This is a genomic window from Marinomonas communis (assembly GCF_004363305.1).
Classification (GTDB): Bacteria; Pseudomonadota; Gammaproteobacteria; order Pseudomonadales; family Marinomonadaceae; genus Marinomonas; species Marinomonas communis.
Window position 1 is genome coordinate 613,314 of record NZ_SNZA01000001.1, and the last position, 21,004, is coordinate 634,317.

At 44.9% G+C, this 21,004-nt stretch carries 19 protein-coding genes; 3 read left to right on the forward strand and 16 right to left on the reverse strand.

The features are described from left to right. A complete protein-coding gene (gene gcvP, locus C8D85_RS02910; RefSeq protein ID WP_133559857.1) occupies positions 1-2,859 on the forward strand; it encodes an aminomethyl-transferring glycine dehydrogenase in 2,859 nt (952 codons plus the stop codon). A 237-nt stretch (positions 2,860-3,096) separates the two neighbouring features. Here the strand turns inward: gcvP and C8D85_RS02915 are convergent, their stop codons facing one another. The 8 genes from C8D85_RS02915 to C8D85_RS02950 all read right to left on the reverse strand — a co-directional run bounded on the left by C8D85_RS02915 (position 3,097) and on the right by C8D85_RS02950 (position 13,669). Beyond that, positions 3,097-5,400 (reverse strand): FdhF/YdeP family oxidoreductase, encoded by a 2,304-nt coding sequence (locus C8D85_RS02915; RefSeq protein WP_133559858.1) that lies wholly within the window; start codon positions 5,398-5,400, stop codon positions 3,097-3,099. A 248-nt stretch (positions 5,401-5,648) separates the two neighbouring features. Beyond that, on the reverse strand, positions 5,649-6,854 hold the full coding sequence (gene sstT, locus C8D85_RS02920; protein WP_211342141.1) for a serine/threonine transporter SstT: 1,206 nt from the start codon (positions 6,852-6,854) through the stop codon (positions 5,649-5,651). A gap of 247 nt (positions 6,855-7,101) precedes the next feature. After that, entirely contained in the window at positions 7,102-7,407 is a 306-nt protein-coding gene (locus C8D85_RS02925; RefSeq protein ID WP_133559860.1) for an STAS domain-containing protein, read from the reverse strand. A gap of 24 nt (positions 7,408-7,431) precedes the next feature. Further along, positions 7,432-7,740 (reverse strand): BolA family protein, encoded by a 309-nt coding sequence (locus C8D85_RS02930; RefSeq protein WP_133559861.1) that lies wholly within the window; start codon positions 7,738-7,740, stop codon positions 7,432-7,434. 20 nt (positions 7,741-7,760) lie between these two features. Then, positions 7,761-11,204, reverse strand: coding sequence for an SbcC/MukB-like Walker B domain-containing protein (locus tag C8D85_RS02935; RefSeq protein ID WP_133559862.1), 3,444 nt, complete (start codon positions 11,202-11,204; stop codon positions 7,761-7,763). A gap of 8 nt (positions 11,205-11,212) precedes the next feature. Next, the gene (locus tag C8D85_RS02940) at positions 11,213-11,860 is read right to left on the reverse strand and encodes a DUF4194 domain-containing protein (protein WP_133559863.1); all 648 of its coding nucleotides are present in this window, start codon (positions 11,858-11,860) and stop codon (positions 11,213-11,215) included. Then, positions 11,853-13,250: a Wadjet anti-phage system protein JetA family protein gene (locus tag C8D85_RS02945; protein WP_133559864.1), complete on the reverse strand. Its 1,398-nt coding sequence runs from the start codon at positions 13,248-13,250 to the stop codon at positions 11,853-11,855. Before C8D85_RS02945 ends, C8D85_RS02940 begins: the two co-directional genes overlap by 8 nt. A 41-nt stretch (positions 13,251-13,291) precedes the next feature. Then, entirely contained in the window at positions 13,292-13,669 is a 378-nt protein-coding gene (locus C8D85_RS02950) for a sirohydrochlorin chelatase (RefSeq protein ID WP_133559865.1), read from the reverse strand. Positions 13,670-13,823: 154 nt separating this feature from the next. On the opposite strand from C8D85_RS02950, the gene C8D85_RS02955 reads away from it, so the two are divergent. Beyond that, positions 13,824-14,690, forward strand: a complete 867-nt coding sequence (locus C8D85_RS02955) for a TIGR01777 family oxidoreductase (RefSeq protein ID WP_133559866.1) — start codon at positions 13,824-13,826, stop codon at positions 14,688-14,690. 17 nt (positions 14,691-14,707) lie between these two features. Here the strand turns inward: C8D85_RS02955 and C8D85_RS02960 are convergent, their stop codons facing one another. Genes C8D85_RS02960 through C8D85_RS02985 form a run of 6 tightly spaced genes read right to left on the reverse strand, consistent with a single transcriptional unit; the run spans position 14,708 to position 19,054 of the window. Beyond that, positions 14,708-15,229 (reverse strand): DNA topoisomerase family protein, encoded by a 522-nt coding sequence (locus tag C8D85_RS02960; protein WP_133559867.1) that lies wholly within the window; start codon positions 15,227-15,229, stop codon positions 14,708-14,710. 6 nt (positions 15,230-15,235) lie between these two features. Next, complete coding sequence (locus tag C8D85_RS02965) at positions 15,236-15,586, reverse strand: hypothetical protein (RefSeq protein WP_133559868.1); 351 nt, start codon at positions 15,584-15,586, stop codon at positions 15,236-15,238. Continuing rightward, positions 15,586-16,335: an HAD family hydrolase gene (locus tag C8D85_RS02970; protein ID WP_133559869.1), complete on the reverse strand. Its 750-nt coding sequence runs from the start codon at positions 16,333-16,335 to the stop codon at positions 15,586-15,588. Before C8D85_RS02970 ends, C8D85_RS02965 begins: the two co-directional genes overlap by 1 nt. Beyond that, the gene (gene hemH, locus C8D85_RS02975) at positions 16,323-17,321 is read right to left on the reverse strand and encodes a ferrochelatase (protein WP_133559870.1); all 999 of its coding nucleotides are present in this window, start codon (positions 17,319-17,321) and stop codon (positions 16,323-16,325) included. Before hemH ends, C8D85_RS02970 begins: the two co-directional genes overlap by 13 nt. 10 nt (positions 17,322-17,331) lie before the next feature. Then, the gene (locus C8D85_RS02980; protein WP_133559871.1) at positions 17,332-18,075 is read right to left on the reverse strand and encodes a hypothetical protein; all 744 of its coding nucleotides are present in this window, start codon (positions 18,073-18,075) and stop codon (positions 17,332-17,334) included. A 43-nt stretch (positions 18,076-18,118) separates the two neighbouring features. Next, entirely contained in the window at positions 18,119-19,054 is a 936-nt protein-coding gene (locus C8D85_RS02985; protein WP_133559872.1) for a chemotaxis protein CheV, read from the reverse strand. A 216-nt stretch (positions 19,055-19,270) separates the two neighbouring features. Here C8D85_RS02985 and C8D85_RS02990 point away from each other — a divergent pair, with 216 nt between their 5' ends. Beyond that, positions 19,271-20,050, forward strand: a complete 780-nt coding sequence (locus tag C8D85_RS02990; protein WP_133559873.1) for a TatD family hydrolase — start codon at positions 19,271-19,273, stop codon at positions 20,048-20,050. On the opposite strand, the gene C8D85_RS02995 is transcribed toward C8D85_RS02990, so the two are convergent. Continuing rightward, positions 20,033-20,338, reverse strand: coding sequence for a glutaredoxin family protein (locus C8D85_RS02995; protein WP_133559874.1), 306 nt, complete (start codon positions 20,336-20,338; stop codon positions 20,033-20,035). The genes C8D85_RS02990 and C8D85_RS02995 overlap by 18 nt on opposite strands. Next, positions 20,331-20,999, reverse strand: a complete 669-nt coding sequence (locus C8D85_RS03000) for a TetR/AcrR family transcriptional regulator (RefSeq protein ID WP_133559875.1) — start codon at positions 20,997-20,999, stop codon at positions 20,331-20,333. Before C8D85_RS03000 ends, C8D85_RS02995 begins: the two co-directional genes overlap by 8 nt. Positions 21,000-21,004: the final 5 nt, after the last annotated feature.

Sequence of the window (21,004 nt, forward strand, 5' to 3'; positions counted from 1 at the left end):
ATGACATCGTGTATCCGCGATTTGCTAGGCAAAGACGAATTCATCGCTCGCCACATCGGCCCTGATGCAAACGAGCAACAATCGATGCTAAACACTCTAGGCTTCGACTCCTTAGACCTATTGATTGAGAACACCATTCCAAACGCGATCCGTTTGGCCAATCTTGATATGTCTAAACAACCTGTCAGTGAGAACGAAGCACTGTCGCAACTAAAAGAAATTGCAGGTCGCAACAACGTTGCCCGCAGTTACATCGGTATGGGCTACCACGACACATTCGTACCAACGCCCATCCTTCGTAACCTACTAGAAAACCCAGGTTGGTACACAGCGTACACACCTTACCAGCCAGAGATTTCACAAGGCCGCTTGGAAGCGTTGTTGAACTTCCAACAGGTGATCATTGATCTAACTGGCATGGAAATTTCTAACGCTTCACTACTGGATGAAGCGACTGCCGCTGCAGAAGCCATGACGCTAATGCAGCGCTCAAGTAAGAAGAAAGTTAACGCGGTGTTTGTCGCAGACAATGTACTACCTCAAACCATCGACGTTGTAAAAACACGAGCAGAACTACTTGAGTTTGAAGTCATCGTTGACGACATTGCCAACCTTGGTAACTACGATGTATTTGGCGTCATCGTTCAATACCCAGGCATCGATGGTTCTGTAAACGATCTAAGCGATGTTATTGCTCAAGCACACGAGCAAAAAGCACTAGTCACCACAGCGGTAGACCTGCTGTCTCTCGTGCTATTGAAATCCCCTGCAGACATGGGCGCTGACATCGTTGTTGGTAGTGCACAGCGTTTCGGTGTACCAATGGGATTCGGCGGTCCACACGCTGCCTTCCTTGCAACAAAAGACAAATTCAAGCGCTCTATGCCTGGCCGTGTTATCGGTGTATCTAAAGATAGCCACGATAAGCCGGCACTGCGTATGGCGATGCAAACACGCGAGCAGCACATCCGTCGTGAAAAAGCGACATCAAACATTTGTACTGCTCAAGCACTACTCGCGATGATGGCGGGCTTCTACGCGGTATATCACGGCCCTAAAGGCCTAAAACAAATCGCGTCACGTGTAGCGGGCTTCACAAACATCTTCGCAAAAGCGCTTAAAGGCACTTACTCTTACAACGGCACTTACTTCGATACATTGGTTGTTAAGACGCTTGATAAGACAGATGCAATTCTTAAGAGCGCAGCTGAGAAGAACATCAACCTTTACCGCGCAAGCAGCACTGAGCTGTCGCTATCATTCAGCGAAACCAGCACCATCGAAGACCTATACAACCTGGCAAGCAGCTTCGGTGTAGAACTGACCGACGAAATGCTAGACGCAGAAGTTGGCTTTGGTATCGAAGAAAGTATGCTACGTACTGATGACATCCTAACGCACCCAGTATTCAACTCGCACCACAGCGAAACTGAACTAATGCGTTACATGCGTCAGTTAGAAGTTAAAGACATCGCGCTAAACCAAAGCATGATCCCACTAGGCTCATGTACGATGAAACTTAACTCTGCATCAGAAATGATCCCTGTAACATGGGAAGAGTTTGGTCGCATCCACCCATTCGCACCAAAAGGCCAAGTATCTGGTTACCAAGCATTGATCAACGACTTGATCGCCATGCTGTCTAAAGCGACTGGCTACGACACTATCTCTATGCAGCCTAACTCAGGTGCGCAAGGTGAATACGCAGGTCTAATCGCGATCGACAAATACCACAAATCTCGTGGCGACGATCAGCGTGACATCTGTCTAATCCCAAGCTCTGCACACGGCACTAACCCAGCGTCTGCAGCCCTTGCCGGCATGAAAGTTGTTATCGTTAAATGTGACGAGAACGGCAACATCGACATTGCTGATCTCAAAGAAAAAGCTGAGAAACACGCTGCAAACCTAAGCTGTATCATGGCGACTTACCCATCTACTCACGGTGTGTTCGAAGAACAAATCCGCGAAGTATGTGACATCGTGCATGACAACGGCGGTCAGGTTTACATCGACGGCGCAAACTTGAACGCATTGGTAGGTATCGCACCTCCAGGTAGCTTCGGTGGTGACGTATCGCACTTGAACCTACACAAAACATTCTGTATCCCACACGGTGGTGGCGGTCCAGGTATGGGTCCTATCGGTGTTAAATCACACCTAGCGCCATTCCTACCAGGCCACGCAGTATCACCTGTTGTTCAGAACGAAACTCAACACGGTGCCGTATCGGCAGCACCTTACGGTTCGGCAAGCATTCTAGTCATCACTTGGATGTACATTAAGATGATGGGCGACCGTGGTCTACGTGATGCTACATTCCACGCGATCCTTAATGCGAACTACATCGCGAAACGTTTAGGTGATCACTACCCTGTTCTTTACACTGGTAAAAACGGCACCGTAGCGCACGAATGTATTATCGACATTCGTCCGATCAAAGCAGAGTCTGGCATTTCTGAAGAAGACATTGCTAAGCGTCTAATGGATTTCGGTTTCCACGCGCCAACTATGTCATTCCCTGTTGCTGGCACACTTATGATCGAGCCTACAGAGTCTGAAAGCCGCGAAGAACTTGACCGTTTCTGTGACGCGATGATCCAGATCCGCAACGAAATCGCGAAAGTTCAAGCTGGCGAATGGCCTCTAGAAGACAACCCACTTGTAAACGCACCGCACACAGCAGCGTCTTTACTAAACGGTGACTGGGCGCATGCTTACACTCGTGAAGAAGCGGCTTACCCACTACCATGGATTGCAGCACGTAAATACTGGCCACCAGTAGGCCGTATCGACAACGTTTACGGTGACCGTAACTTGTTCTGTGAGTGTCTACCAGTAGAAAGCTACCAAGACTGATCACAGATTAGTTTAGACACCAAAAAGGCGAATCCACGGATTCGCCTTTTTTGATTCGGCTTTGTACGACCTCGCTTTGCGAGGGAAATGCTCTTTCGCACGAGCAGGTTGTACCCCGCGATGAGAGCCTCACCTCCCTGAACGCTGTCGTGCCGTATGAGCGGACTCCGTTCCGCGACCTGAAATTGTTGGAAGGAGCATCCTTACTCAGATTTATTTATGATAACAGACTAGCTGCTAAAGAATTCGTTTTCCGTCTTCCACATGCTGTTTTAGGTCAACACCAATACTTTTTGAAGTCGGGGTATCACTGAATTCACCGATGCTATCTAAAGGTACTAGCGGATTGGTTTCTGGGTAGTAAGCAGCGATATTTCCTTCTGGAATATCGTAAGGCACGAGTTTAAAGCCTTTTGCGGTACGCTCGACTTTGTCATCCCACAAAGAAAATAGGTCTACTTTCTGTCCTGCTTCGAACCCTAAACGTTCAATGTCAGATGGGTTGATAAACAACACTTGTCGCTCGTTTTTGATCCCCCGGTAACGATCATTCATACCGTAAACAGTCGTATTGTATTGATCATGAGAGCGTAAGGTCTGTAGCACTAAAGATTGATCACTCATCATCTTGCTCGCATTAAGAGGCAAAATACTGATGGGTAGATCATGTGAGTGCATGACGGCTGTTCCGGTTGGAGTGTCCCATATACGCTCACGTGGGTGACTACCTAAGTAAAAGCCTCCAGCTTGCTTGATCTTTTCATTGAATCCCGTAAAAGTAGGGAAAACATCAGCAATCATATTTCGGATATGGCCGTAGTCTTCAACGGTCGCCATCCAGTCTATTGGAAACTCCCCTAGTGTCGCCTGAGCCATACTTGCGATGATCCATGGTTCTGAACGCATTTCAGAGGACAGAGGCTCCATAACACCACCCGATGCATGCACCATGCTAAACGAGTCCTCCACGGTGACGACTTGCTCACCACTACGCTGAAGGTCGATGTCAGTTCGCCCTAAACAAGGCAAAATCAGGGCGTCTTTACCCGTAATTAAATGTGATCGGTTTAGTTTGGTACTGATCTGAACAGTTAAATCACATTGTTGAAGCGCTTCAGCTGTCGCTTGCGTATCAGGCGTTGCTGCAGCAAAGTTACCTCCCAAGGCAATAAAGGCTTTAACCTTCCCTTCCTTCATCGCCCGAATGGTATCAACCACCGCGTAGCCGTGTTCTTGAGGCGGCTTAAAGCCAAAGCGCTTCTCAAGGCTATCAAGTAATGCTTGGCTCGGCTTTTCATTAATCCCCATGGTGCGATCACCCTGAACATTACTATGACCACGAACAGGACATGCCCCAGCCCCAGGCTTGCCGATATTGCCACGCAAACTTAAGAAGTTGATGATTTCATGGATGGTAGGAACGGAGTGATAATGCTGAGTCACCCCCATTGCCCAAGTGCAAATGGTTCGCTCTGCATTGGCATACTGATTCGCTGCATATTCAATGTCATCACGGCTAAGGCCTGATTGCTCCAGAATCTTAGACCATGGTGTTTCGCGCACGCGCTCAAGGTAGGCTTCATAGCCTTGCGTATGCTCTTTTAAGAACGCCCAGTCTAATAGACTTTCGCCAGCATCTTCGCGTTCAAGCAAATGTTTAGCCATGCCCCGAATCACCGCCATATCACCACCCAGTTTCGGTGTAAAATAGGCGGTATTGAGCGGTTTAGAAGAATTCGTCAGCATTTCCACTGGGTTCTGCGGGTGCTGGAATCGTTCTAACCCACGTTCTTTTAAGGTATTAAACGTTAATACCTGAGCACCATTTTCGACACAGTCACGAAGGGTATCAAGCATACGTGGGTGGTTTGTACCAGGGTTTTGCCCGAATACAAACACACAATCCGCTTCTTCAAAGTCATCAATCGTGACCGTCCCTTTACCCGCGCCAATACTACTGGTTAACGCATAACCACTGGCTTCATGACACATGTTCGAACAATCAGGGAAGTTATTCGTGCCGAAAGCTCGAACAAATAATTGATATAGGAACGCTGCTTCATTGCTCGCACGGCCAGAGGTATAAAACGCGCCTTGATGCGGCGAAGGCAACGCCTTGAGGTGTTTGGCAATCAATGCAAACGCATCAGTCCAAGTAATCGGTTCATATTTATCTGAATCCGAGTTATAGCGCACAGGCTCTGCCAATCGTCCTTGATATTCTAAGAAATAGTCACTTTGCTCTTTTAACCAGCTTACGGAATGCTGAGCAAAAAAATCTGCTCCTACTTTACGAGAAGTTGCTTCCCAATTTACAGCCTTCGCCCCGTTCTCACAAAACCGTATTTTGGCGGGATCGTGCTTTTCTCCCCATGCGCAACCGGGACAATCAAAACCTGTCGGCTGATTTGTTTTAAGGAGAGTAAAAATATTTCTGGCGGCATTTCGACTTTTCAATAAGTGCTTAGTAGTGCTTTTTAATGCCCCCCAACCACCTGCTGGGCCTGAATATGGGGTAAAGTAAATATCATTTTTGCGCATGCGACGCTTGATCCATAAAGCAAATCATGGCGCAAACGAACAGTCGACCATGACAATGGGTTAATGAGAATTGGTCACAAAATAGCATAATGACCAGCCTCGATACAGACCCATTATGTGGATCAATTAGTCATCATGATAAGGCCTGAAACTAAGGTAGGCTGCATGATATCCATGCATTAATGATTGATAACATCAAAAAAGCGAGCTAACGCTCGCTTTCAAGAATCTAGTGGCTCAGATAAATGTTATACGCGACGACAAGCTGCAGCCGTGAATAAAACATCTGTTGAGCTGTTTAAAGCTGTTTCGGCAGAATCTTGTAAAACACCAATAATAAATCCGACCGCTACCACTTGCATGGCGATATCGTTAGGGATATTGAAAAGACTACACGCCAAAGGAATCAGCAATAAAGAACCACCCGCCACACCAGAGCTACCTCCAGCAGACACTGCAGCAATGATGCTAAGAAGAATAGCAGTCCCCATATCAACAGGAATGCCTAAAGTATTCACCGCTGCTAGGGTTAATACTGTAATAGTGATTGCTGCTCCAGCCATATTGACCGTCGCGCCAAGTGGAATCGATACAGAGTATGTGTCTTCATCTAAACCAAGCTTTTCACAAAGCGCCATGTTAACAGGAATATTCGCCGCTGAGCTTCGAGTAAAAAATGCAGTGATACCACTGGATTTCAAACATTGAAAAACAAGTGGGTACGGGTTCTGACGGGTCGCTAGGAAGACTAATAGCGGGTTAGTCACTAATGCAATGAATAACATAGCACCAACCAACACTGCCAAAAGATGAGAGTAACTAAACAATGCCTCAAACCCTGTTGTGGCAATGGTATTAGCAACCAAACCAAAGACACCAAAAGGCGCTAGACGAATAACAAAGCCTACTACTGTCGTAATGCCATCGGCCAAATTCTGCAACAACGCTTTTGTTGTGTCTGTGGCCTGTCGTAAACCAATCCCGATTACGATTGCCCAAGTCAATATACCAATGTAATTACCGTTCACTAGTGCGTTAACCGGATTATCAACCATATTAAACACAAGTGTATGCAATACCTCGCCAATACCTCTTGGTGCGGCACGACTTAAATCCGTTGCGATCAGATTTAATTCACTGGGAAAAGCAAAGCTGAACATAACCGCTGTTACTGCGGCGATCAGTGTTCCAAGGATATAAAGCACTAAGACTGGTTTGATATGTGTTTGCTGATTTTTCTTATGATTTGCAATGGAAGCAACAACAAGTAAGAAAACCAGCACAGGCGCAATGCCCTTCAATGCCTTAACAAAAAAACCGCCTAATATCCCAGCGGACTGTCCGGCACTGGGTGAAATTGAAGCCAAAATAACACCACAGACAATGCCAACAATAATTTGCAACACAAGGCTGCCATTCATGTAACGCTGAAAAAGCGTTGGGGTCGAGCTCATAGCCATGTAAAGGAGTCCATCATTTTTTTGAGCGTGCATCATAAAGCATCACAAACAATAAATGAACCTTTAAGGTTAAATTGTCTTGAAAATCTCCAATTCAATAGATAAAAAACAGCTTTTTCTTACCAAAGCGCTTTAGCATAAGCACCGCATCATAGATGAACGCACCAAAATAAAGCTTAGCAGGCATAAAAAAAGCAAACACGATTGTTTGCTTTTTAGGAAGTCGATAACAGATAAGATCTTAAGTAATCGTGAATCTCTTATCAAAACGTGAAATCATCAAAATGTTGCGAATAAACCCATTCGCACCATCGATTTTCACTTCAACATTTTCACCCAACGCCGCCTTCATGCTTAACAACATGCCAAGTGCGGCACTGTCTAAGTATTCAACACTCTCGATGTTGATGACAAAAACTTCATATTGGCTGCCAACGTAACTTTCATAGGCGGATCGAAACTCATTGAATAATGAAAAATCGAAACTGCCCACAACCGAGATTTCGACAATACCTTTCACTTTTTGTTCGGTGACTGTGATACTCATATATTAAGACCTTAGCCTGACTGCTTAGTGGCCGCCTCCCATACAGTTTGGTGACTGTGGGGATTCATAGCGGCGAGCTTCCCACTCTTCATCTGTATATAAGTGTAGCGCTAATGCATGAATTTTCTTCATTTGATCAGTTAAAGCGCCATAAACCAACTGATGGCGCTGAACCGCACGCTTCCCTACAAACACATTACTTACTAAAGTCAGCTTGAAATGTGATTCACTTCCTTCAGGGACATTATGCTTGTAGCTTTCGTTTTCTAGCTCAATGTGATGAACATTAAACGCTCGCTGAATGGTTTCACTGATTTCGTTTTCTACGCTCATACTAACTCCACGCGCTGCGTTTACTCTGCTGCAACCGTTGTCTGGTCTGCGCTGTTTTCATTATCCAACTCATGGTCCCCACTTAGCAAGGCTTTACCGCGCTGTTGTGGGTAAGCAACATCAATCGATACCGCTCCGCCTTCACGCCACACGCTGATAATAGTATCCATATTGGCTGCCATCACCGCACGCTTATCATCCGGCGCCGCTGCAATCACTTGTAGACCGATATCACGCATAAAGCCCATACAAGTGGATGTTTTCGCCATATCAATCTTGTTGAAGGCTTCATCAAACATCGCCAACGAGAAACCACCTACAATGTCACCATCCATGGTTTCATGGAGACGATATGTAGTAGACAGTGCCGCTGCAATCGCCAAGTAGAACGGAATTTGGTGCTCACCACCAGAACCCGTCTGTATACGCTGGGACAATGTTGTTTTCTTCTGGCCATCTAAATCTAAGATATCGACTTCGAAGTTATAAAACTTACGGTAGTCGGCAAGATCTTTCTGCTTCTCTTCATCGCTGATCAGCTCTTGAATAACAGCGATCGCTTTCGCATGCTCTGGATCACCCGTTTGTTCAGGATCAAACAGTCCACCCACATTGGCTTGGTCATGGGCACTGAATTTCGCCACCAAATCCAAGATATCTTTCATGTCGCCGTTCGGGTAGAAGCGGAACTGATACACCTCTTGGTTAAACGGACGTCGTTTCAAGCTGTTATTCAACTCTTTGATGATCAAGGCCACCTGATCCAAAGAGTCCTTCAATTTCGACACATAGTCACTACGGAAGGTTTCTTCCGCTTCACGACGCGCAAGTTCTGCTCGCTTAGCATATTTCGCCAATTCAGTTTCACTTAGTACGTCGATCTGATAAGTCACATAATGCTCGAATTCTTCAAACTTCGATTCGAGGTAATCAAGCTGAATATCATCATCCAAACTACTGTTGTGATATTTAGCATAGTGATCAGCCACCTCTTTACGAACTTTCTGATCAAACATTTTAACTTTTTCAGTCGCCTTCTCAGAACGACTCATGGCCTCTTTGTAAATCGCAGCACCGTTCACCATGCTGGATTCAAGCAGGTCATAACGCTCACTAGCATACTCAGCATTAAACAATGGACTAGAGGTAATGCGTGTACGCTCTTCATCCAACGCTGATAGCGCTTCAGCGAGTTGGTTCTTCTGTGTGTTCAAAGAACCATATTGCTCAGCGATCTGCTGACGTTCACGGTCTAATTTCTTGCGCTCAAGCTCAATCGATTGAATGCGCTCTTTCAAGCTGTCGATACGCTCTTGCAAATCTGTATCATCACGTTGCTGCAATGCTGCAATTTGAGCTTCTACATCAGCGAGATCTTGGGCAATACGGGTATTTGCAACACCGGCTTCCTGCAGTGCTTCTGCGTCAAATTGATTAGCAGCCATAACACGGCCTAACATAGAGTCAGCTTGCTCTAGTCGTTGGTCCGTTTTCATGTAGTCCATCAATTCGCCGCTCAATTGTTGCAATTGCGCTTCTCGAGACTGACGCATGCCGTCGGTATTGATACCCACCATCATATGAGGCATGAAGCGGATTGTCGAAATCGTACCGGACAGCTTTAACATGCCATCTGCAGTCATAGCACTGTCTTCACGTAGCAGTTGACGCTCAGTATCGACCGGTTTGATACCACCTAAACGGCGATTCAAGTACGCTTGAGCATGATCATTATTACAGCGGATAAAACGCAAAACAGAGTTTTGATCACCACGATTCAACCATAGGCGCGTTTGTGTAGTATCGATCACGCGACAGCCCATTAACTGACGACGGTGGGCACGGAAAATACGAATCGCCTCTTCCGCATCATCTGGCTCCACGATCAGTGCTTCACGCTGGCTACCCAAGTAACCTTCAATGGCATCTTGCCACTTGTGATCCGTTACTTCTGCTAAATGACTAAGCGGTGTCGCCTTAATGTTGGCTTGGTCTAATAGATCAATCAGACGTTTCACATTGGGTGATAAAGGACTTGAGCCACCTTTTAGAGATGAGACATCGGCTTCAAGCTGGCGACACTCATCTTTTAGATTAAGGATATTACGGTTTAGCTGCGTACGCTGTTGGAATAACGCGCCCTTACCTTCATCTAAAGCATCATTGATTTTAGCCAGTAAGCGACTTACCGCTTTCGCACTGCCTAAAATGTTACCTTCGTTATCAATAGAACCCACTAAAGATTGCGCTTCGGTAATGAGCTCTTTAATTTCTTTGGATAAGACATCATCAAATGCTTGCAATGCTGCCAGCAATTGCATGACTTGATGAGCTTGAATAACCATTTTCCGGTCTTGTTGACCTTCCAACGTCAGCAGTTTTTTACTCTGTTCAAGCTGCTGTAGCTTCAGACCAACATCGGAATGCTCATATTGCTGCTCAAGTCGAACCAGCTGCGTTTGCAACTGTTTAAGTAAGTTCGCTTGGGCGACGATTTCTTCTTCGATCTCTTCTTCACGCTCTTTGAAGTTTTCGTATTGATCTTGAATCTCGTCTTGCTTGCTACCCAATTGATCGAAGCGGGCCTCTGTCGCAATCCACTGGTAGTTCACGACCGTCTGTTCTTGCTGGTGCTTCTTCTCACATTCCACTTGAATGGCTTTAAGATCATCAATACGCTTTGCAACTTCTTGCGTCTTAGCTTCAAGCTGACGATATTCGCTCAATGATTTTTGATAAGCCCCTACCTGCAAAGGCTGCTCGGCTAAAACGAAGTCTTGAACAAATCGAGTGGGTGATGCAATCGGAACAAACTTAAGAGCGTTCTTGAAGTTCTTAAGGAACGAATCCAACGTGATCAGCTGTTCAGAACTTGGACTTAACTCTTCCAAGTATCGGTTCATGTACTGTGTTGCAGAAGCGCTACCTGACTTAATGTACGGGTCCAAGCAGACCTTTTTCATTGCTTCACGGACTTCTGGCCAAGGCTTCGCCTTGTATTGTTTCTCGCCTAGAGTTTCGATGAAATCCTCACGGCGGACACCGTAGTTCGACAGTACAAAACGCCCAAGCACATCTTCTTCTGGACTTGCTAGCGATGCAGACAGACAAAGTCCTACGGTCGACTCTTTACCAGTGTTTGAGTCTTCAAACACCAGTGCAAGGTATGAAATAGCATCTTGGCGTGTTTGTACGCCGTTGACTTTTTCACTGGCTTGGCCTGAGTCAATCATACCCAGAATATAGGAACGGATGCTTCGCCCTGATGCTTTACCGTCGTTAGCGCTGGCGTTGTAGTTTAAGTGACGCTTACTCGCACCAGTAAGCACTGTCTGAATAGCGTCCAACAAAGAAGATTTACCGGAACCAGTCGGACCGATGATGGCCGTATTGCCACGAACGTTAATTTCTTCAGCACCCAGCAAGTACCAATTTACCAGAACAATTCGATTTAACTTTTTCATTCTAATTCCTATTGCGTCACTTGCGATTCTTCTGGGTTTTGCTCAACTTGTTCGTCTAGCACTTCATCTTCTTCAGGATCCGCACCATTGAACGACTCCAACTGGCGAAGATACGCTTCAGTTACAATTAAGCGTACGACTGGTGTAATGTTGATCATTAGGTTTTTGGCATCTTCTTCATAGGCCTTACCGCGAATAATCACGCCATGTTTGCTGAACAACGTAAGAATATCTTTGAAACGTGTCTCGGTCGGGATTTCACGTTTCACTAACTGAACATAACGTTCGAGAATAGCCACACTATTTGTCGCCACGAAACCATTGTCGATTTCAAAGTTTTCAACTTTCTCTTCGTAGATTTGGCGCAACACTAACAAAAATAGGGTTTCATCCGTTTTTAAGCGAACAAATGCTTCACGCTCAACTGGCAGAAGCCCAGCAAGACGCTCATTTTCATTAACGTAAAGCTTCATGCCAAGGGCGTCGAACAGATTGCCAAAATACTGCTGGTACATTTCAACTAACAAAAAATGACGTCGTTGACCATGTTTGAAAGCGCTGACAAATTGGTTTGCCAATAAGTAGTTCGCAGTTTGCTGAAATTCTTGTGGGTCTTTACCGGACTCTTCTACGACCCGTTTTAATTCTCTAAGCATTCGATTTGCTCCTGCGCACTACGTTAAACTCTCTACATTCGACAAATTCGCGAACGTTTATAAATTGATCGGTAAAGATCACATCAAATGATTTTTCGATTCGCTTTGCATTGATCCCTAAAGAGCCAATGTAACGAAGGTGATCAAAACAAACAAAATCTTCTACAGATTCAATCGTGAAATCTAAGATATGCATCGCAGTTTTTTCTGATAACTGACGATCCAAATAGCCTTGTAGCTTAGTAACACTCACTTGGCGCGCTTCGTGGAAGCGTCGCTGACGATCCCTAAAGGCAATGGCCGACTGAGAAACTTCTGCCTGTGTAATAACCCTCGGTGGAGGTGGCTCACGGCGCTTCATTGGTTGCGCACTGGACTCTACACCCACGATTTTTGTGCCGACCACATTTTTCAATACCGGTAAGCTATCAAACTTGGCCACATCCGTAATAATTCCGGCCACTTTATTTGCCAAGCCAGGACGAGATGAGTCCATGTAGCGCGCGGTATCGGCGGCACGTTTTTCAAGGCGGTAGCGGTATTCGTCAATACGCTCTAAACGCTGCTCAATCGTACTGAATGTTTGAATAATATCACGACAGTCCTTCTCGACTGCTGCTAGAGCTAGATCCACAGAGATCAACTGTTGATCTGCATAACATTGCGCAATGTTCCCCATCAAGCTTGGCTCAGCTAGGAAACCTTGGGTTAGCTCTAGAATTTGGCGACGGAATCGAAACGGGTTATTACTGGTTTTGATAGTTTTGTAGTCGGCGATCAAGATACCTTCGACAAATAAATCAAAAAAGCCTGCCACAATTTCTTTAGGATCGCGTTTAGCAAACAAATCGCGCTGAAGACTTCGAATGCCTAATAGAATTTGGTTCAGATGGGCAGAGAATTCACGGGCTGCCTCAGCGGTTTGGCTGAGGGTCACACCACGTTCAAGTGGGTGGTTAGCAACGGATTCAAGGTTACTCAGAATACTAAGTACTGTTGCACCATAGTTACGCTTACCATGACGACTAATTTCAACGAGTGATCGCAACAACATCGACACTTGAGGTGACATCAGTACGCTGACACGATACAACTCTTGTTCTTCAATCAGCCAGCCTGTATTCACTAAGCGATGATAGATACGCAATGCGTATTCATGGATCGTTTTAGGTGAATCAAACCCATCTTTGTGATCATCATGCCAAGCTAGAGTATCAAGTTTATGGAGCGAATCTTCGATCGCTTCAATGATGGCTGACTTTTCTTTTATAGGATCTTCCGCGTGATCATAAAACACATCTGAAAGATCAAATATTACGGCTTCTATAAGCGCTTTATTGGAGCCCGATAGAGCCTGAAAGATCTCATCGGGCAAATGGGTGAATAGCATTCAGAACCAATCCATTCATTTAAGTAAGCTGACTGTATATGTCACTCTGACGTCAGCTTGGAGAGAATAGCCTGCTCCATTGCCGCAACCACCTCAGGGTCATCCCCAATCGGGTCAAGCAGTGTCAGAGTGCGATGTTCAGTATTTAATTGTGCAAGCTGCTCAGGTACATCAACACGTAAATGTCTACCTTGTGCGAAGAACAAAGGGTATACGGCGATCTGAGCAGTCTCACTTGGTAAAATTTGCAAAACATCTTCGATAGAAGGCTTGCACAATTCCATGTAAGCCAACGTTACCTTATCTTCAGACACGACACCAGTCACCCTCGACAATAACTGCTCAAATGGCACCTTCCAACGGGGATCGCTGCTTCCATGTGCTAGTAAAATAATGTGGTCAAATTGCTCTAGTTGCATGCTCATACCTTATGTTGAGGAGTGTATTTTACCGATTAACCCTTTTAAAAAGAAGGGACTAGCGATTTTCATTTGCCCTAGAGCGAAAATCCTGCTGATCTAACATTCGAAAAATGTCGTACACTTAAAAAACCATCCTTCTAAGGAGTGAGCAATGAGAATTTTAGTGACGGGAGCGAATGGTTTTATCGCTAGCAACCTTTATCCATTACTGACGGCTGCCGGTTACGAATCGGTTGCGCTTATTCATAAGCATCAAAGTTCAATTCCCTCTTACGTGCGAAAGATCACTTTAGATGAATTACCTGGAGAGAATTTTGATGTCGTCATCAATCTTGCTGGAGCGAACATTGCAGCTCAACGATGGAGTGCTTCACGTAAAGAAACGCTCTATAACAGTCGAGTTAGCTTTACCAAAGAGCTATTCAACAAACTCACCATTAAACCAAAAGTCCTCTTAAATGCCTCTGCGGTAGGTTATTACGGCTTTGATAGCAGCAAGACATTCAGCGAAGAAAGCGAGCCCAATGGAGGCTTTACCCACGAGTTGTGTGCAGCTTGGGAGCAAGAAGCAGCCCACTTACAGGATCATGGTGTTAGAACAATTATTTTTAGACTAGGAGTGGTGTTAGGCCATGGCGGTGCCCTGGCCAAAATGAAACTCCCATTCCAGATGGGATTAGGCGGTAAGATAGCGACTGGTGAGCAATTCTTTCCGTGGATACATATCCATGACGTGTGTCGCTTCCTTGTGACAGCCATAGATCAAGAGTCGTACTCTGGGCACTATAATTTAGTAGCCCCGCAGACCATCACTCAAGGGCAGTTTGCCACAGCTTACGCAGATGCATTGAATAGACCAGCGCTATTCACAACACCTTCTTGGTTGCTTGAAAGAATATTTGGCGAAATGAGCTGTTTGCTAACACAAGGTCAAAAGGTGATCCCCAAAGCATTAGAAGAGGCATCATTCAGCTTCGAATTTCCAACCATCGAATACGCTTTAAAAGACTTAACTTAAAACGCTTTTGTGGAATGCTAGCCACGAAGCTTTCTGGGTACTGGCTGACCATTGTCATCAGGTAAGGTATGTCGACATTCAGGGTATTTGATACACCCCCAAAAATGCCCTTTTGCCCCTTTCTTACGAACCAGATAGTGACCGCAAGCACGACATGGATACTTGCGGGCTGAGGCAGGCTCTCCGTTCACATCGTCTAACGTAGCCTTACACTCAGGGTAATTGCTACAGCCCCAAAATACATTTTCAGAGTAAGTTTTCTTGCGTAATTGCCCACCACATAGCGGACAAAAGAATTTTTTCGCCCTTACAGGGCGCCCTTCTTCATCATTAGCAGTGTAGTCACAACGAGGGAAATCCTCACATCCCCAAAACGATCCGTTCTTACCTTTCTTTAGAACTAATGGGTGCTGACACTTAGGGCAACGATAACGCTTACTCGGCGCACCGATATAACCAGTGCTATCTTGGCTTAAAAACTCCTGCTCCCAAGCACTGGATACATGAGTAGGTTTATCGTTGCCTTCGTCTTGACTCAAGGGTGACTACTCCGATGTACAATTAAGCTTATCTTCTTCTGCACATTTCTGTGAGTTGATATAAGACTTAACCTTATTTACACCACTGCGTGCAGCATCAGCCGTTGCATTGCCAACTTCTTTAGTTTTTTTCCAAGCCTTACTATCAGCAATGTCTTGACCGACTTCTTTCGAACGATCCACAGCATCGCCCGCCACTTCACGAGTACGGTCAGCCACATCACCAGCAACATCACGAGTCTTTTCCGCCACATCACTAGCTGATTTCTTGAAGCTTTCCCACGTTTCATTGGCGTGCACTGGCGCCGTCACGGTTAGGGCCAACACTATGCAAGGTAACAATAGTTTTTTTAACATTATGATCTAACCTCTCCACTCAACTGGAAGTGATTTCTTATCCAATTTTCGATTTCCGATGCAGACGACACAGATGGAATATCTGGGTATTGCTTCAACTCTTCGTCTGTTACTTGCTCATGACTCCAAGTCGTATGATATGGAACGTGTAACGCATGAGCTCCAGCATCTAATACTGGTAACACATCCGAGCGTAAAGAATTACCTATCATTAAGACTTCACTCGGTGTTAACTGCAAACTCTCAAAGACCTTTTGGTAATTAGCCACTTTTTTATTGCTCACCACCTCATACCAATCGAAGTACTCACTCAGGCCAGAGCGAGCCAGCTTCCCCTCTTGATCCAACAAGTCCCCTTTCGTAATGACCATCAATTGGCATTTACCTTTTAAGGAGCGTAATAGATCTTCTATGCCTGGTAGCATATGAACCGGCGCTGCCAACATCTGCTTCGCCAGCTGGATAATTTCATGCACTTCATATCCGGTAATGCGACCTTCAGTCAATGAAATGGCTGTTTCAATAAGAGAAAGTGTGAAGCCCTTTATCCCATAACCAAAGTTCGACAGGTTTGAGATTTGGACTTCGTTAAGCCTTTCTAAAATGTATTCCTTTGAGTGATAAGAAGACAGCATTTCTACGAAATACTGTTGTGTACTGAGAAAAACGTCTTCGTTACGCCACAAGGTGTCATCAGCATCAAAGGCTATGGTTGTAATGATGGGCTTTTGCAAATCTACTTCATCCATTGTTTGGTGTTTTCAAGCACCAAAGTTTTATACAGTTCAACATGATCATCGCTATCATTTAGCGCTGGAATGTAATCAAAGTCTTGACCACCTGCGTCTGTGAACTCGTCACGTAATTGCATATCTATTTCTTCCAGCGTTTCAATACAGTCGATTGAGAAAGCTGGACTGATCATATTCAGTTTAGTAATACCCTTTGAGGGTAAACCCTTAATGGTTTCATCGGCATAAGGTTTTAACCATTCTTCTCGCCCAAAACGAGATTGATATGCATGAGTATAGTCAGACTCTTGCAAACCTAGTCGCTCTACAACCGCTTTTGTAGTGGCTTCACAACGTGATTGGTAGGGGTCTCCTTCAGTCACGTAACGCTTAGGTATACCATGATAAGAGAACATCAAGTGGCGCTGCTCACCTTGTGCTTGCCATTGTGCCTGAATACTTTTCACTAAGGCATCGATGTATTGCTCATGGTCAGCGTAATCTTGCATCAGTGATAAAGCTGGCCAGTGCGGGCAGCGTTTAAGCGAAGACATAAGTCGATCATAGGCCGCTGCGGTCGTTGAGCGAGAAAATTGCGGATACATCGGCAAAACAAAAATCTTATCGACGTTATGTTGACGGAAAAGCTTCGCTGATGCTTCAACGCTTGGCTGACCATAGGTCATGGCCATCGAAACAACGAACCGTTGCTGTCCATCATTATTCAATGCCTGATCAAGTTTATGCGCTAACCTTTGTCCCAATACTAACAATGGAGAGCCTTCGTCCATCCATACTTCTTGATAGACTTTGGCTACTTTCCTGGGACGAATATTTAGAATGACACCATTTAAGATGGGCTTCCAAATCCATGGATTTACGTCCACAACCCTTGGATCGGATAGAAACTCTTTTAAATAACGTCGTACCGCACCAGGAGTTGGTGACTCGGGCGTGCCGAGATTCATCAACAGCACCCCTATTTTTTGGGTATCCAAACTCATACTTTTCCCGTTAACTAGGTAATATAAAATGTTTCACCAAGACGTGCCCCCATACGCTGAAGCACATCGCCAGTACGGTCCATTGCAGTACTTTGGATTCAAACCTTGAAACAAGAACATATTTTAACACCAAAGCACCTATCGCCAACCCTAAGCCATTAGCTAACACCACAGGCCAAGAAATGCCATAGCTGACCTCGGTTGGGGGGAGCGCGACAAAACCAATTAGGGCACCTATCAGAGCCATGCACCAAAGTACATAACGATTAACTGGGGATAGCTGATGTAAACCAGATAATATCCAACCACCAACACCCAGACTGATGGTTTGACCTATCCCCAAGATCAGCCCCGACCATAAAGACAGCGGCCCCGATATTGATAAACTATTCAGCCAACGATACCGACTAAAAGTCAGTGATAAGGCAGCCCCAACCACCATAAGTAGAATCAAACTAGTTAGCGAAAATGGCAAAAGAAATAAACACTGAACACCGATAAAACCACCTAATGAGACCCCGGCAGCCATTCGAGTGATACGTTCGACTTCAAGCTCTTTTCTATTCGGAAAAACCAAAGACAACGAAAACAGTAGCAAGCAGGGAAATAGGCTAATGAATACATTTAAAAAGCTCGATGTATCAGCACTTAATAGCAGCGAGCTAGGCAAAATAATCAGGATAGGATCAATACGAAGTGGCTTGCTGACTAGCGCACCAGCAAAGCTGGCTAAAAAAATATAAAATAACAACATAGGTTAAATCACCTTGAGGCTGCTCAAGGTGATCATTCTCTAATTACTCAGCTTCAACAACACTGCGGATACGTTCTTGAATGATGGTAGCCAGTTTATCTGGTTGGAACTTGGACAAGAAGTCATCACAACCGACCTTCTGAACCATCGCTTTGTTAAAGCTACCACTCAATGATGTATGCAGAACGATATATAAGTCCTTCAAGCGAGGATCTTCACGGACCTCTCTCGTTAATCGATATCCGTCCATTTCAGGCATTTCTGCATCGGTAATCATCATTAACAGCTTATTGGGTACGTCCTCACCCTCTCCAGCCCATTTCTTCAGAAGATCAAGTCCACGCTTACCGTCTGTAGCAGAATGCACTTTGATGTTTAAGTGATCCAAGGTTGACTTACATTGCGCCAGACCAACAGAGGAATCATCAACAACCAACACCTCTAAGCCTTTCGCTAATGATAGTAAGTCATTATCAATCACTTCTTCTGAGATATTAGTGTCATAAGGAGATATCTCAGCGAGAACTTTCTCAACATCAATAATTTCAACCAAACGATCATTCACACGAGTGATCGCTGTAAGATAGTGCTGACGCCCTGTGCCGTCTGGCGGCGGAAGGATCTCACTCCAGTTCATGTTTATGATTCGATCAACCTCGCCCACCATAAACCCTTGAACCGTATTATTGTATTCAGTCACGATTAGATTACATGGTTTATCTTTATCAATCGGGCGTAAACCAATCGATTCAGACAAGTCGATAACAGGGATTGTTCGACCACGAAAGTGAGTCACGCCTGCCACAGATGGGTGGCGATGAGGCATTAAATTCAAACGTGGCAGCTGAACTACCTCTTGCACCTTGAATACGTTGATCGCAAACAACTGCATACCGCCAAGGCGAAACATCAATAGTTCAAGCCGGTTTTCACCAACAAGTTGGGTTCTTTGGTCAACCGCTTCTAACATTCCCGCCATAGCATACTCCGAAACGTAAGTTACAAACTCTCAGATCTATATTTATCATGATAGTTAATTCTAACAAACATAACAGTAATTTTTTGCATGTAATAACCCTTAAGTCATGATCTATAAAGAATTTCATACAAATCTACACGCATTCTATAGAAACACTTCGGTAACGTTACAAGACGCTGTTACACTCCTCTAAAATCACCTTATCATGGAGATATCATGTTTGACATTGGCGTCAACCTAGATCATGCATCTTACCTAGAAGATTTGAGTAAATTCGAACAGGAATACCTTGAAGAGGGCGTTGAAGGCATTATCTGCATTGCCTCTAACTTAGAGGAAGCACATAAGCTGACAGAGCTGTGCTCGACCTATCAAAGCATGCATTTCACCTTAGGTTGCCACCCTCATTACGCTTCCACTTGGACAGATTCGCATCAAGCAGAATTGATATCACTGTTCATACATCACAAGAAAGCCATTGCCGTTGGCGAAATGGGGTTAGATTTCAACAGAAACTATTCTTCACCATCGGAGCAAATTACTGCCTTTGAAGCTCAGCTTGAGCTAGCAAATATTGTCAAACGCCCTGCTTATCTTCACGAACGTGACGCTTTTGACGAACTGACATTGCGCCTCGGAAATACACCTTTGGATCACGGCGGGGTCATACACTGTTTCACAGGGGATACACAACAACTAAAAGCCTACTTAGATTTGGGCTTAATGGTTGGCATTACAGGCTGGCTGTTAGATGAAAGAAGAAATCAATCTCTGGTTGAAGCATTACAATATCTGCCGTTGGATCGCCTGCTTATTGAAACAGACGCGCCATATCTATTACCCAGAACAATACGCCCGCGACCTAAACGCAACCACCCTAAATATCTAAATTATATTGCTGAGGCGGTAGCCCACCATAAGCAAACAGATCTAGAAACGATAAAAGAGATCACGGCCGCTAACACGCGACAACTGTTCTTAACTGATGGGCTTTAAGACACGCCTTGTTGAAGACTGCACTTGGCCAGCACTAGAAGACGACTCCAAGATGCGTGCCTGATTAAGCATGACATCTTGGAATTGCTCTAAATTAAATGGCCAGTCTAGCTCGATAGAGCCTACTGCAAGGACCGGAATTCTTATACCGTACTGCTCGACCAAACGCTCGTCACACGCTATATCAATCTGCATGTAGGACAACTGAGGATAAAAGTGCGCAAGCCATGCTTCAGCCTCCTCGCATAAATGACATCCTAACGTACCGTAGAGCGTAATATTATGCATATCCAGTTTGGTTATTTTCCAATTCGTATATAGATTGTGGCAGTGCAGCAAGTGGTGTCACTGGGCAAACCAAGCTTGCGGCTCTGAAAAGGGTATCACCAACAAGCCCCAATGAAGAAAGCGCAACGATAACGATCTGAGTCGCTTGCTCCTCAGATAAGTGTGAGTCTTGTTGATGACAAGATTTGAGCAAAGGAAAAAAACCATTTTCAATAAACGATGCTGTCATTTTTGCATCGTTCACATGGCCTTTCTGGGACAAAATGCTTTCAAGCACCAGCGGCTCGAGCAATGATGCTAGCCCTCCTTCTAGACGCTCTGAAAAATTATCAGCTTTGTAGAAATAGTTCGCCCAAGTGGGCTTTGTGTTTAACACGTTCACAAAGTATTTCAACAGCAGCGAAATACGCGCTTCAACTGACGTCTGTGTAGAAATTAGACTGTTTAAATCTTTTTTGATTACCAAGGAAAGGCTTTGACGAACGTCTGCCAATGCCTCATCTTTGCTATCGTAATAATTGTAAAACGTACCAATGCTGACGCCAGCATTAGCCGATACATGCTGAACCGTGATTTCACTCCAATCTGTTTCAAGCAGGAGGTTTTGCACTGCACTGCGTAAGCGATCTTGGGTTATTACACGTTTAGGGGGAGATGCCATTTTAG

Excerpts from the sequence above, each read along its gene's own strand:
- gcvP (WP_133559857.1), top strand. The coding sequence starts at position 1 with ATGACATCGTGTATCCGCGATTTGCTAGGCAAAGACGAATTCATCGCT.
- C8D85_RS02915 (WP_133559858.1), bottom strand. The coding sequence starts at position 5,400 with ATGCGCAAAAATGATATTTACTTTACCCCATATTCAGGCCCAGCAGGT.
- sstT (WP_211342141.1), bottom strand. The coding sequence starts at position 6,854 with ATGAGCTCGACCCCAACGCTTTTTCAGCGTTACATGAATGGCAGCCTT.
- C8D85_RS02925 (WP_133559860.1), bottom strand. The coding sequence starts at position 7,407 with ATGAGTATCACAGTCACCGAACAAAAAGTGAAAGGTATTGTCGAAATC.
- C8D85_RS02930 (WP_133559861.1), bottom strand. The coding sequence starts at position 7,740 with ATGAGCGTAGAAAACGAAATCAGTGAAACCATTCAGCGAGCGTTTAAT.
- C8D85_RS02935 (WP_133559862.1), bottom strand. The coding sequence starts at position 11,204 with ATGAAAAAGTTAAATCGAATTGTTCTGGTAAATTGGTACTTGCTGGGT.
- C8D85_RS02940 (WP_133559863.1), bottom strand. The coding sequence starts at position 11,860 with ATGCTTAGAGAATTAAAACGGGTCGTAGAAGAGTCCGGTAAAGACCCA.
- C8D85_RS02945 (WP_133559864.1), bottom strand. The coding sequence starts at position 13,250 with ATGCTATTCACCCATTTGCCCGATGAGATCTTTCAGGCTCTATCGGGC.
- C8D85_RS02950 (WP_133559865.1), bottom strand. The coding sequence starts at position 13,669 with ATGCAACTAGAGCAATTTGACCACATTATTTTACTAGCACATGGAAGC.
- C8D85_RS02955 (WP_133559866.1), top strand. The coding sequence starts at position 13,824 with ATGAGAATTTTAGTGACGGGAGCGAATGGTTTTATCGCTAGCAACCTT.
- C8D85_RS02965 (WP_133559868.1), bottom strand. The coding sequence starts at position 15,586 with ATGTTAAAAAAACTATTGTTACCTTGCATAGTGTTGGCCCTAACCGTG.
- C8D85_RS02970 (WP_133559869.1), bottom strand. The coding sequence starts at position 16,335 with ATGGATGAAGTAGATTTGCAAAAGCCCATCATTACAACCATAGCCTTT.
- hemH (WP_133559870.1), bottom strand. The coding sequence starts at position 17,321 with ATGAGTTTGGATACCCAAAAAATAGGGGTGCTGTTGATGAATCTCGGC.
- C8D85_RS02980 (WP_133559871.1), bottom strand. The coding sequence starts at position 18,075 with ATGTTGTTATTTTATATTTTTTTAGCCAGCTTTGCTGGTGCGCTAGTC.
- C8D85_RS02985 (WP_133559872.1), bottom strand. The coding sequence starts at position 19,054 with ATGGCGGGAATGTTAGAAGCGGTTGACCAAAGAACCCAACTTGTTGGT.
- C8D85_RS02990 (WP_133559873.1), top strand. The coding sequence starts at position 19,271 with ATGTTTGACATTGGCGTCAACCTAGATCATGCATCTTACCTAGAAGAT.
- C8D85_RS02995 (WP_133559874.1), bottom strand. The coding sequence starts at position 20,338 with ATGCATAATATTACGCTCTACGGTACGTTAGGATGTCATTTATGCGAG.
- C8D85_RS03000 (WP_133559875.1), bottom strand. The coding sequence starts at position 20,999 with ATGGCATCTCCCCCTAAACGTGTAATAACCCAAGATCGCTTACGCAGT.